We start from the raw sequence: 11,844 nt of genomic DNA, 5'->3' as shown, positions 1-11,844 counted from the left end.
CTAAGAGAATCCTTATCAAAAAGTATTTCACTTAAAAACAATTATGCAATTGCCAATTGCTACAGATTATTAGGCCTTTGGCACAGTAGTTTTGATTATAAAGACCATGCGTTTAAATACCAACATTTATCACTGAATGCTGCAAAAAGAGGCAATCATCAATATCTTATGGCTGGTGCTTATTTTAATCTGGGCAATCTAAAATATTGGAAAGGCGAATACGACAGTTGTATTGATTACTTTTTAAAGGCTCAGGAAATTTTTGACAATCCAAGAATTTTTGAGGATAAATTATTAACTAATAGAATATTGGATAAAAAAAAATCGGATTTATTTTATAATATGAGTGCGGTTTTTAATACGATAAAAAATCTACCAAAAGCCGATGAATATATTGATAAAGCTTTGGCAATTGCCAATAAATACAAAAGCAACACAGAAATTGCATTTTATACACAACTAAAAGCAGATAATTATTTTGAAAGCGGAAATATAGAAAAAGCACTTCGCACCAGATTGAAGTTTTTGCCGGGATTAGAAAAAGGGGCAATTGCAAAAACCTATTTACAAGGATATTATTATAACATCTCATCAGAATATTTTGAGCTAAATAAAATGGATTCTGCAAAAATATATGCACAAAAAAGTTTAAAAATAGCCGAATCAATTAAAATTAAAGACGGAATTGCTAATTCAAAATGGCAATTGGGTAGTATTGCAATGAAAGAGAAAAAATATTTTGAAGCAGAAAAATATTTCAATGAATGCAAAACGTATTATTTGCAAAGTGACGATCCAACCGAGAAAAGAAACTATTTTGAGTTAATGCATCAATTTATGTTTGAAACCAAAAAATACAAAGAAGCGTATGAATATTTTCAGAAATATTCTATATTTAATGATACTATTTTGAGTAGTGAACGTACCGAACAATTTTCTGAACGTGAAGCAAAATACCAATCCGCCCAAAAAGATAAAAATATTTTACTTTTAGAAAAAAAACAAATCAAACAAAGAACATTTATCTATTCGTTAATAGCAATTGCAATTGGTTTACTTGTTTTTAGTTTTTTATTATACAAAAATTATAGAGCCAGAAAAAAAATAAACGATCAGGAAATTATTCAATTGCATCAAGAAAAAAAGATTGATGCCACACAAAATATGATTCAAGGCGAAGAACAAGAACGAACAAGATTGGCGCGTGATTTGCACGACGGTTTGGGCGGAATGCTCACAGGTGTAAAATTTCAATTGAATAGCATGAAAGGAAACGTAATTTTATCAGAAGAAAACGTAAGCACGTTTACCAAAAGTATTTCACAAATAGACAATGCAATTGCCGAAATGCGCCGTGTGGCGCACAATATGATGCCCGAAGCTTTATTAAAATTTGGATTGAACGAAACCCTAAAAAGCTATTGCGATTCGGTTTCTCAAAATTCAGATTTAACAGTTTCCTATCAAAGTTTCGGAATGGAAGAACGACTGGAGCAAGCGAATGAAATTGTAGTATATAGAATTGTTCAGGAATTATTAAACAATACTATAAAACATGCCAACGCAACAAGATCTGATATTCAATTGACGAGAAATGGCAATTTAATTTCGCTAACAGTAGAAGATAACGGAAAAGGGTTTGACGTAAAATCTGAAAGTATTGCTTCCAAACCCGCAAATACAGGAATTGGCTTGTCAAACATCAATCACAGAGTCGAATATCTGAACGGAAAAATAGATGTTCAATCTGACAGCAAAGGCACATCAACCCACATTGAATTTGAAATTGTATAAAAATGGCAAATAAAATTTTTATAGTTGACGATCATCCAATGGTCATTGAAGGATTCAAAGCATTACTTAGTCAAAGTGAAGATATTGTTATTGTCGGGAGTGCCGAAAATGCTTTTCAAGCAATGGATTTTCTCAAAAAAAATGAAGTAGATATTGCTTTTCTCGACATTAATTTACCAGATATTAGTGGTATGGATTTGTGTAAAAAAATAAAAACTGAGTTTTCGAATATTCAATGTTTAGCATTGAGCACTTTTAATGACCGAAATTATGTTTCTAAAATGATAGAAAATGGTGCGAGTGGCTATTTATTAAAAAACTCTTCCAAAGAAGAAATCCTTCAAGCTATTGATGCTGTTTCAAAAGGTAATATGTTTTTTAATGTTGATTATCAGAAACAAAACACTTCAAAATATGACCAAAAACCCATTTTAACCCGTCGAGAACTCGAGGTTTTAAAAGAAATAGCAGAAGGATTGACCAACCAGCAAATTGCTGACAAACTTTTTATTAGCATCACAACGGTAAGCACTCACCGCCAAAACTTGATGCTCAAACTCGAAACCAATAACACTGCTTTATTGATAAAAATGGCTGCCAAATTTGATTTAATATAAGAAAAACCTTCTCCAGTTATCTAATTTTAGTTTATTTCAACTTCTAATCCTGTATCGTCGACAAAACAATCGTAACCGTATTTTTGGGTTACATAGTTGGCTTTTAAAATAGCATTCCCTTCGGTGGTATTGGCTGTTTCGGGAATATTTTCGTAACAGCCAATATCCGAAAGACTTAATATTTTGATGCTTTATGTCCCGATAGCTATCGGGAGCATACTTTGTATTTCTTGTATTTTATTTTGTTGTTTGAAGCAAATACGAGTTACATGATTGGATTGTTTTAATTACCTCGAATAATTAGGTGCTTCTTTTGTAATAGTCACATTATGTGGGTGACTTTCTCCTATTCCGCTAGTGGTAATTCTCACAAAACGTCCAGTTTCTTGTAGTGTCGCAATGTCTTTAGAGCCACAATACCCCATTCCTGCACGAAGTCCTCCAACAAATTGCTGCATACTTTCGTTCAATTCTCCTTTATATGGTACACGACCTACGATTCCTTCTGGAACTAATTTTTTGATATCGTCTTCTACATCTTGAAAATAACGGTCTTTCGATCCTTCTTGCATGGCTTCAACAGAACCCATTCCTCGATAAGATTTAAATTTTCTACCTTCAAAAATAATAGTTTCGCCTGGAGATTCTTTGGTTCCTGCTAAAAGCGAACCAAGCATCACACAATCAGCTCCTGCTGCAATGGCTTTAGGAATATCGCCTGTATAACGAATTCCTCCATCTGCAATTACCGGAACTCCTGTTCCTTTTAGCGCTGCTGCGACTTCTAATACTGCAGAAAATTGTGGAAATCCTACTCCTGCAACTACTCTTGTTGTACATATAGAACCTGGTCCAATACCTACTTTTACAGCATCGGCACCATTTTGTGCTAAATATAAGGCAGCTTCTGGTGTAGCAATATTTCCTACTACTACATCTAAATCAGGGAATTTTGCTTTTACTAATTTCAAAACATCTACCACTCCTTTTGTGTGTCCGTGAGCCGTGTCTATAATTACTGCATCGACACCAGCGTTTACAAGTGCTGTAGCTCTTTCGACAGCATCGGCAGTTACTCCAAGTGCTGCTGCAACACGCAAACGACCAAACTTATCTTTGTTGGCATTTGGTTTTTGAGTCAGTTTTGTAATATCTCTAAAAGTAATTAAACCTACTAATTTATTGTTTGGATCTACAACCAATAATTTTTCGATTTTGTGTCCTTGTAAAATTATTTCTGCTTCTTGCAAAGATGTTCCTACAGCTGCTGTAACCAAATTTTCTGAAGTCATTACTTCGGTTATCAGTCTATTATTGTTTTTTTCGAAACGCAAATCACGATTGGTTACGATTCCTTTTAGTGTTTGATTTTCATCTACAATTGGAATTCCTCCAATACCATATTCACGCATCACTTGTTTGGCGTCTGCTACGGTTGCTGATAGCGTCAAAGTAACTGGATCGATTATCATACCAGATTCGGCACGTTTTACTTTGCGTACTTCGGCCGCTTGTTGCTCGATCGTCATGTTTTTATGCAAAACTCCTATTCCTCCTTCTTGCGCCATTGCAATTGCCATAGCACTTTCCGTCACAGTGTCCATTGCTGCGGAAACAACTGGTGTATTTAGTGTTATGTTTCTTGAAAAATGTGTTTTGATACTTACTTCGCGCGGCAATATCTCTGAATAACTTGGGATAAGTAATACATCATCGTAAGTTAGTCCTTCTCCGATGATTTTAGAATTGTGTGCTTTCATGTGCAATTTGTAGTTGTAGTTAAATTGCGTGCAAATATAGTGTTTTAATTTTAGATTTCAGATTTAAAAATTAAATCAGTTTTGATTTGAAGTTATTTTAAAATATAGCTAAAAAAGGCTATAAATAATATCTATAGCTAAAAAAGGCTATAAATGTTATTTATAGCAAAAAAAAGCTATATTTGTTATTCTAAAATCATAAAGATGAGTAAAAAAATAGTTCTATCAGGAGATATTATTGCTTCTACTAGCTTAAATGACGAAGCCAAATCTATTTTAGAATTGGAGTTAAAGAAATTAATTTCGATATTAGAAAATAGCTTTTCTATTTATGGAAGAATTATAAAAGGTGATTATTTAGAAATGGTAATCGAAAATCCTGAAGATGCCTTAGCTATTACAATCATAATAAAAAGTTATATAAAATCTATTATTTTAACTACAAATAACGATTCTGTACGAGGTAAATACTTTAAAAATTATGGTATTCGATTGGCAATTGGATACGGCGAACTGACTAGATATGACAAGCTAAACGGAGTTATAGATGGTGAAGCAATTTACTTTTCTGGAAGAAGAATAAGTGAAGAGCGTACTACTTACGACAAAGAACGAATTGTAATAAAAAATACAATTTTTTTTAACTCCAATAACGAAAATTTGAATGAAAATATAAATTGTATTGTAGCTTTATTAGATGTTTTAGTGAGTAATGCAACAGCAAAACAATGCAAAATTTTATATCTTCGTTTATTGGGATTGAGTGAACAAGAAATTGCTAATCAAATTGGAGTGAAACAGCCAACAGTGAACAAACAACTAACGAGTATTGGCTGGAATGCAATTGAGAAATCCGTAATTTATTTTAGTTCACTTTTTAAAGAAATGAAATTATGATGGTAAAACTGCTTATTTTACAAATAATAGCTCACATATTGAGTGATTATTTTTTTCAGACAGATGCTAGTGCAAAAGAGAAAAATGAAAATGGTTTTAAAAGTCATTTTTTATTAAAACATGCCTTTATTACTTTTATTTGTTCGTGGTTATTGTCGTTTGATGTGAACTTTGTTTTTTGTGCCTTGTCTATTTCGACACTTCATTATATAATTGATGGATTGAAAAAAAGCTTGAATACGAGTAGATTCTCCTTTTTTATAGATCAAATTTTGCATTTAGCAATAATTGGCTTATTTGTTTGGATATTTGACCAGTATTTTGAATCTAATCTTATTTGGAATATTCCCATTGATATAAAATGGTTAGCAATTATTCTTGGTTATTTAATTTGCGTAAAACCTGCCAATATTTTTATTAGAGAAACACTTGTTGCAGGCAAAATTGAAAGTATTTCGGATACTAGTGCCGAACTTAAAAATGCAGGAAAACTAATTGGAATTTTAGAACGAATCTTAGTATTAACCTTTGTAATTATTGGAAAGCTGGAAGTAGTTGGATTCCTTATTGCTGCAAAATCTATTTTGAGATATAAAGATACTAATACAATTAAGACTGAATATGTACTAATTGGAACAATGCTTAGTTTTGGTATTGCAATGATGATTGGATTGGTAATTAATAAGTTCTAGTCTTTACAATTATCCTAAATTTTAATTAACAATTAGGTGATTTAGCCCAACTGGTCCCAATAGCTAGCGGGATTACTTCTAAAAAACATTAATGATATAAATTGAATATTTTTGATGCTTCATTATAAGCACTTTCGAAACTCATTGGGCTGGTGTTTGTATTTTCCTTTTGGGTGGTAAAATAGGATAACATTTTTTCGGTAGGCATATTTCCTGTTAAATCGTCTTTTGCCATCGGGCAACCTCCAAATCCCTGAATAGCTCCATCGTAACGGCGACAACCCGCTTTGTAAGCAGCATCAATTTTCTCATGCCATTTATCTGGCGTAGTATGCAAATGGGCACCAAACTCGATATTTGGATATTTGGGTATTAAATTTGAAAACAAATAACTAATCACTTCTGGTGTCGATGAACCTACAGTATCGGAAAGAGAAAGAATTTTGACACCCATATTAACTAATTTTTCTGTCCATTCTCCTACAATTTCGACATTCCAAGGATCTCCGTAAGGATTACCGAATCCCATAGAAATATAGGTTACTACTTCTTTATTTGACCTGTCGGCAATGTTTAAAATTTCTTGTAAAGTAACGAGAGATTCTGCAATGGTTTTGTGAGTATTTCGCATTTGGAAATTCTCCGATATAGAAAATGGAAAACCTAAATATTGAATTTCTTTATGAACAGAAGCGTTTTCGGCACCTTGCGTGTTGGCAATAATAGCCAATAATTTACTTTGCGTTTGTGACAAATCGAGTTGTGCCAAAACTTCTACCGTGTCTTGCATTTGCGGAATAGCTTTTGCCGAAACAAAACTTCCAAAATCGATAGTATCGAAACCTACTCGCAAAAGTGATTGAATATAGGCAACTTTTTTCTCGGTAGGAATAAAAGCTTTGATACCTTGCATGGCATCACGAGGACATTCGATAATTTTTATTGGTTGGTTCATTTAAAAAGGCAAAGTGGTAAAGTTACAAACTTTTTTTAAGAACTGCTTTATTAATTGCTTTTACTAATGCTGGTCCTTCGTAAATAAAACCTGTATAAAGCTGGATTAGGCTTGCTCCTGCTTCTAGTTTTTCGATAGCGTCTTTTACAGAATGTATTCCTCCTACTCCAATTATTGAGAAGGCTTTGTTACTTTTTTCATACAGAAAACGAATCACTTCAGTAGAACGATTAGTGAGTGGTTTTCCTGATAATCCGCCCATTTCGATTCGATTTATAGATTGTAAACCTTCACGAGAAATGGTAGTATTGGTTGCAATTACACCTGCAATTTTAGTGGTTTTCACGATATCGATAATATCTAATAGTTGTTCGTTTGTTAAATCTGGAGCAATTTTTAGCAGAATCGGTTTTTGTTTTTGCTTGTTTTGATTTTTAGTTTGAAGCGTGTTTAATAATTGTGTTAATGGCGCTTTTTCCTGTAACTCACGAAGATTTGGCGTGTTAGGCGAACTGACGTTTACTACAAAATAATCGACATAATCGTATAAAGCATCGAAACAAATTTCGTAATCGGAAGTGGCGTTTTCGTTTGGTGTCAGTTTGTTTTTACCAATGTTTCCTCCTATTAAAACTCCGTTATTTTTCTTTAATCTTTCGACCGCTTCGAGAACACCGCCGTTATTGAAACCCATTCGGTTGATGATTGCTGAATCTTCTTGCAAACGAAACAATCGCTTTTTTGGGTTTCCTTCTTGACCTTTTGGAGTTAGTGTTCCTATTTCGATAAAGCCGAAACCAAAATTGGATAATTCTTTATAAAGCTTGGCATCTTTGTCGAAACCAGCGGCTAGTCCTACTGGATTTTTGAATTTTAATCCGAAAACTTCTCTTTCTAGTCGTTTGTCGTTTACTTCGTACAAGGATTTTAAAATTGATGGAATTCCAGGAATTCTAGATAATGTTCTTATTAATGAAAAGGTAAAATAATGCACTTTTTCGGGATCAAACCAAAAAAGTATAGGGCGAATAATGAGTTTGTACATTTGTTGTTGTGTTGTGTTTTGCAAAAATAGAAAATTGGTTTCAGTTTTTAGTGGTTGGTTTGTAAAAATATCAGAATGCCCTAGCCCTGAGAAAGCGACATCCTTTTTCTTGCTTCTTTAGCAAGGAAAAGATATAGCTGACAGCAGGAAAAAGCTCCTGAAAATATTTATCATAAAAACGGCATCTTTTTTGAAGGTGCAATCAAAATAAAATATATTTGTAAAAATTAAAAATCATGCGAAAAATTACTTTACTCCTATCAATTTTCTTCATAATTTATTCTTGCGGCGTAAAAAAAACGCAGTCTTTGCTCAGTGATGGTAATTATGACAATGCCATAAATCGATCTGTTGATGCCTTGCGAACTAAAAAGGATTCTAAAGGAAAACAGGATTATGTGTATTTGCTCGAAGAGGCTTTTGCCAAAGCTAAAGATCGTGATTTGCGCAATATAGACATGCTTGCTAAAGATGCTAATCCTGCGAATTTAGAGCGAATTTATAACGATTATTTGCAATTGAATAACCGTCAGGAGCGCATTCGTCCCTTACTACCATTGCAATTGCTAAAAGAAGGTAGAAATGCTTATTTCCCTTTTGATAATTATTCTGACCAAATTATAAACAGCAAAAATGCCTTGTCGAAATACTTATACGATAATGCTGTAAAACTTTTGAAATCTAATAATAAAATGGATTTTAGAAAATCTTATGACGATTTGGGTTATTTAGAAAGTATAAATCCTGGTTATAAAGATGTAAAAAACTTAATGAATCAGGCGCAACAAAAAGGAACTGATTTTGTGAGTGTTTATACCAAAAACGAAACCAATATGGTTATTCCTGTTCGTTTGCAAAGCGATTTGCTAGATTTTAGCACATTTGGATTAAACGACAAATGGACGGTTTATCATAGCAACAAGCAAAAAGGAATTAATTACGATTACGGATTGATTGTAAATTTTCGTCAAATAAATATTTCGCCAGAGCAAATAAAAGAGAAAGAGTTTATCAAGGAAAAACAGGTGAAAGATGGTGTAAAAACGCTACTAGATCCGCGAGGAAATGTTGTAAAAGACAGTTTGGGTAATCCTATAAAAGTAGATAATTTTAAAACTATTCGAGTAGATATTTATGAGTTTAGACAATTTAAATCTTGCCAAGTAACTGCAAAAGTTGATTATATCGATTTTAGAAACAACCAACTGATTGAAGCTTTTCCTATAGCTAGCGAATTTGTTTTCGAAAATATTTATTCGACTTATAACGGTGACAAGAATGCTTGCGACGACAGTTATATGCCTTATTTTAGCAAACGTGCCGTTGCTTTTCCTAGTAACGACCAGATGGTTTACGATTCTGGTGAAGACCTGAAAGCGAAGCTAAAAGATATTATTGTTAGGAATAGGTTTAGGAGATAGGATTTGATTTACATTTACATGTTTAATTTTGTGAAGCTTGGAATTACCTGCATGCATTAAGACCCAACAAATTACGGAAAGTAAATCTTTAATTCTTTATTATGATACCAGACACATCAACTAACCCAAACTATGACTATCCGCAAGACTACATTGGCAGGATAGATGAGAATATGCTGAGAGTAATTGTGAATTTGGAGACATCCACTAATTCTACTGGCACAGGGTTCCTTGTAAATAAAGGAAAACAGATTTTTTTAGTCACTAATAAACATATGATAGGTCAGTATTCACTTGTTGACCCATTTATATTAGACAATTCAGTTTCAGTTTATTTCTATCCAGAAACTCCACATACTAGTATTAGAAAAGTTATACCACTAAAAGATTCCAAAGGAAATCCTACCAAAGAAGTAAGATTACATCCGTCAGAAGACGTAGATATCGCAGTTATTGATGTTACTTCAATATTCGATGCAAACAAAGACATTGCACGCAATTCTGTTGGCACTGGCTTTTTAATCCCGATAAAGGACACAAGTAAAGAAATTTTTTTAGGATTTGGTTCACAAGTTTTTGCTATTGGCTATCCTACTGGTTTCAAATTATCCACTTCAAATTATCCAATAGCAAAATCAAATTTTATAGCCTCTTCTTTATCTGGAAATCTGGAAATCATGACAAGTTGGAAAAATAGGAGCTCGGTTCAAGTGTCTAAAACTCTAACTAAAAAATTTTATTTAGTTGATGGTTTAATCGTTGGAGGGAATAGTGGAGGTCCAATTATTTCTCCGAAAGACTTTTATTATAAAGTAAATGAAAAACACGAATTACAATCTGTAAATTATAAGGTTGCTAACCTCATAATAGGTATAGTTTCATTTGGTTGGCCAGGCACAGGTCTTACTGTTATTTATCCTTGTGACTACATTTTAGAATTACTATAAACTGTAGCTCTGCAGGTAACATCGCTTTATGAGATTGTAAAATTTAGAGCTTAACAAAGTGTTTTCACACAAATCTCCCTAAATCATTCACATCAATACTTTCGTGAGATGCATTATAAACAGAAACACCGTTTTGTATCACAATAAGTTGTGGTGACTGGTGAACAACGCCAAAACTGTTGGCGATTTCGTTCGAGATATCTCGGTGTTCTAACAAATCTAAAAAATAGAGTTCTAGTTTATTTTCTAAATTGTATTCGTTTTCAAATTGTTTGAGAACCATCCGGCTTATACTACAACGTGTGCTGTGCTTGAAGATGACAACTGTTTTTTCGTGTGAAACCTCTTTAACTTCGTTTATCTTACCCAAATCCGAAAGTGGTATCCAATTTACTTTTGAAACTATTTTATCGGTTTCAGAATGACCAAATATATTTTTAAATAAACTCATTTTTGTTGTTTTTAAAAAAAAGCTTCGATTACTCGAAGCTTTTCTAATTTTTATACTGCTGAATTTTTTATAGCCAATCTAAATCCTTCTCCGTGAATGTTGATGATTTCGACACCTTCATCTGGTTTTAGATATTTACGAAGTTTGGCAATATACACGTCCATACTTCTTGAAGTAAAGTAGTTATCATCTCTCCAAATTTTTGTTAATGCTAATTCTCTTGGCATCAAGTCGTTTTCGTGAAGTGCTAACATTTTTAGCAATTCGTTTTCTTTTGGTGATAATTTGATTGTTTCTTGACCTGGAAAATCTAAGAAACGTAATTTTGAGTTTAAATCGAATTTTCCGATTTTAAATTCAAATTTAGCCACATCGGTTTTTGTTTCTGAAGCTTTACGCTGAATAATTGCTTTAATTTTCATCAATAAAACTTCCGAATCGAATGGTTTGTTCAAATAATCGTCTGCTCCTACTTTGTATCCTTTTAGCACATCTTCTTTCATAGATTTTGCTGTTAGGAAAACGATAGGCACTTCTTTATTTTTTTCGCGAATTTCTTTGGCTAATGTATAACCATCTTTATAAGGCATCATTACATCTAGGATACACAAATCGAAATTGTCTTTCTTAAATTTTTCGAAACCTTCCATTCCATTTTTTGCAAGTGTTACCTCAAAATCGTTCATAGAAAGGTAATCGCGAAGTATCGACCCAAAGTTTGGATCATCTTCTACTAGTAATATTTTTTTATTTGCTTCCATAGTTTAATAAATTAGGGGTAATTTGATTATAAATGTGCTTCCTTTTCCTTTTTCGCTTTCTACCATTACTTCACCGTGATGGTCATCGACTATTCTTTTTACGTATGCCAAACCTAATCCGTGACCTTTTACGTTGTGTATATCTCCTGTGTGTTCTCTGAAAAACTTGTCGAATATTTTTTTCTGAGACACTTTATTTATTCCCATGCCTTGGTCTTTTATTCTAATAATAATAAAGTTCTTTACATTTTCTGAACTTACTGTTATTACTGGTGCTTCGGGCGAATATTTTATTGCATTTTCTAATATATTTACTAATACATTGGTAAAATGAACATCGTTTAGCAGCACATTTGTCTGATTTGCTTTTAGATTTAAGCTAATTTTTCCTTCTCTGTCTTCAATTATCAAATTCACGTGTTCTATCGCTTCTTCAATAATGTCATTCATATTGTATGCTTCTTTTGTAATATCGAGTTCTCGTTTTTCTAATTTAGAAATTTG

General features: G+C 32.8%; 12 protein-coding genes and 1 pseudogene. 6 read left to right on the top strand and 7 right to left on the bottom strand.

The window, feature by feature from the left end:
* A partial coding sequence (locus ACH2BG_RS13380; protein ID WP_395048195.1) for an ATP-binding protein occupies positions 1-1,794 on the top strand: 1,794 nt, incomplete at its 5' end.
* A gap of 2 nt (positions 1,795-1,796) precedes the next feature.
* On the top strand, positions 1,797-2,411 hold the full coding sequence (locus ACH2BG_RS13375) for a response regulator (RefSeq protein ID WP_395048194.1): 615 nt from the start codon (positions 1,797-1,799) through the stop codon (positions 2,409-2,411).
* A 35-nt stretch (positions 2,412-2,446) separates the two neighbouring features.
* Here the strand turns inward: ACH2BG_RS13375 and ACH2BG_RS13370 are convergent.
* Together ACH2BG_RS13370 and guaB are read right to left on the bottom strand one after the other, a co-directional pair.
* Positions 2,447-2,676: pseudogene (locus ACH2BG_RS13370) on the bottom strand (non-canonical purine NTP pyrophosphatase); the annotation flags it as partial.
* Positions 2,677-2,698: 22 nt separating this feature from the next.
* Positions 2,699-4,171, bottom strand: a complete 1,473-nt coding sequence (guaB, locus tag ACH2BG_RS13365) for an IMP dehydrogenase (protein ID WP_395048193.1) — start codon at positions 4,169-4,171, stop codon at positions 2,699-2,701.
* A 204-nt stretch (positions 4,172-4,375) separates the two neighbouring features.
* Between guaB and ACH2BG_RS13360 the strand changes: the two genes are divergently transcribed.
* Positions 4,376-5,068, top strand: a complete 693-nt coding sequence (locus tag ACH2BG_RS13360) for a helix-turn-helix transcriptional regulator (RefSeq protein WP_395048192.1) — start codon at positions 4,376-4,378, stop codon at positions 5,066-5,068.
* Entirely contained in the window at positions 5,065-5,760 is a 696-nt protein-coding gene (locus ACH2BG_RS13355) for a DUF3307 domain-containing protein (RefSeq protein ID WP_395048191.1), read from the top strand. Before ACH2BG_RS13360 ends, ACH2BG_RS13355 begins: the two co-directional genes overlap by 4 nt.
* An 88-nt stretch (positions 5,761-5,848) precedes the next feature.
* Here ACH2BG_RS13355 and ACH2BG_RS13350 read toward each other — a convergent pair whose 3' ends face one another.
* Together ACH2BG_RS13350 and ACH2BG_RS13345 are read right to left on the bottom strand one after the other, a co-directional pair.
* Positions 5,849-6,715: a hydroxymethylglutaryl-CoA lyase gene (locus tag ACH2BG_RS13350; protein WP_395048190.1), complete on the bottom strand. Its 867-nt coding sequence runs from the start codon at positions 6,713-6,715 to the stop codon at positions 5,849-5,851.
* Positions 6,716-6,737: 22 nt separating this feature from the next.
* Entirely contained in the window at positions 6,738-7,760 is a 1,023-nt protein-coding gene (locus tag ACH2BG_RS13345; protein WP_395048189.1) for a quinone-dependent dihydroorotate dehydrogenase, read from the bottom strand.
* A 236-nt stretch (positions 7,761-7,996) separates the two neighbouring features.
* Between ACH2BG_RS13345 and ACH2BG_RS13340 the strand changes: the two genes are divergently transcribed.
* Positions 7,997-9,181, top strand: coding sequence for a hypothetical protein (locus ACH2BG_RS13340; protein WP_395048188.1), 1,185 nt, complete (start codon positions 7,997-7,999; stop codon positions 9,179-9,181).
* Positions 9,182-9,282: 101 nt separating this feature from the next.
* Positions 9,283-10,128, top strand: a complete 846-nt coding sequence (locus ACH2BG_RS13335) for a serine protease (protein WP_395048187.1) — start codon at positions 9,283-9,285, stop codon at positions 10,126-10,128.
* A gap of 64 nt (positions 10,129-10,192) precedes the next feature.
* On the opposite strand, the gene ytxJ is transcribed toward ACH2BG_RS13335, so the two are convergent.
* The 3 genes from ytxJ to ACH2BG_RS13320 form a co-directional block, all read right to left on the bottom strand.
* A complete protein-coding gene (gene ytxJ / locus ACH2BG_RS13330; protein WP_395048186.1) occupies positions 10,193-10,579 on the bottom strand; it encodes a bacillithiol system redox-active protein YtxJ in 387 nt (128 codons plus the stop codon).
* Positions 10,580-10,629: 50 nt separating this feature from the next.
* Positions 10,630-11,340 (bottom strand): response regulator transcription factor, encoded by a 711-nt coding sequence (locus tag ACH2BG_RS13325; protein ID WP_395048185.1) that lies wholly within the window; start codon positions 11,338-11,340, stop codon positions 10,630-10,632.
* 3 nt (positions 11,341-11,343) lie between these two features.
* Positions 11,344-11,844: sensor histidine kinase (locus ACH2BG_RS13320; protein WP_395048184.1), on the bottom strand; the 501-nt coding region annotated here is incomplete at its 5' end.

The sequence above is a fragment of the Flavobacterium sp. genome (genome assembly GCF_043779715.1).
In the GTDB taxonomy this organism is placed as follows: domain Bacteria; phylum Bacteroidota; class Bacteroidia; order Flavobacteriales; family Flavobacteriaceae; genus Flavobacterium.
The sequence above is the reverse complement of the archived record's forward strand: the minus strand, read 5'-3'. Positions and strand labels throughout refer to the sequence as shown.

Excerpts from the sequence above, each read along its gene's own strand:
- ACH2BG_RS13355 (WP_395048191.1), top strand. The coding sequence starts at position 5,065 with ATGATGGTAAAACTGCTTATTTTACAAATAATAGCTCACATATTGAGT.
- ACH2BG_RS13325 (WP_395048185.1), bottom strand. The coding sequence starts at position 11,340 with ATGGAAGCAAATAAAAAAATATTACTAGTAGAAGATGATCCAAACTTT.
- guaB (WP_395048193.1), bottom strand. The coding sequence starts at position 4,171 with ATGAAAGCACACAATTCTAAAATCATCGGAGAAGGACTAACTTACGAT.
- ACH2BG_RS13350 (WP_395048190.1), bottom strand. The coding sequence starts at position 6,715 with ATGAACCAACCAATAAAAATTATCGAATGTCCTCGTGATGCCATGCAA.
- ACH2BG_RS13335 (WP_395048187.1), top strand. The coding sequence starts at position 9,283 with ATGATACCAGACACATCAACTAACCCAAACTATGACTATCCGCAAGAC.
- ACH2BG_RS13340 (WP_395048188.1), top strand. The coding sequence starts at position 7,997 with ATGCGAAAAATTACTTTACTCCTATCAATTTTCTTCATAATTTATTCT.
- ytxJ (WP_395048186.1), bottom strand. The coding sequence starts at position 10,579 with ATGAGTTTATTTAAAAATATATTTGGTCATTCTGAAACCGATAAAATA.
- ACH2BG_RS13360 (WP_395048192.1), top strand. The coding sequence starts at position 4,376 with ATGAGTAAAAAAATAGTTCTATCAGGAGATATTATTGCTTCTACTAGC.
- ACH2BG_RS13345 (WP_395048189.1), bottom strand. The coding sequence starts at position 7,760 with ATGTACAAACTCATTATTCGCCCTATACTTTTTTGGTTTGATCCCGAA.
- ACH2BG_RS13375 (WP_395048194.1), top strand. The coding sequence starts at position 1,797 with ATGGCAAATAAAATTTTTATAGTTGACGATCATCCAATGGTCATTGAA.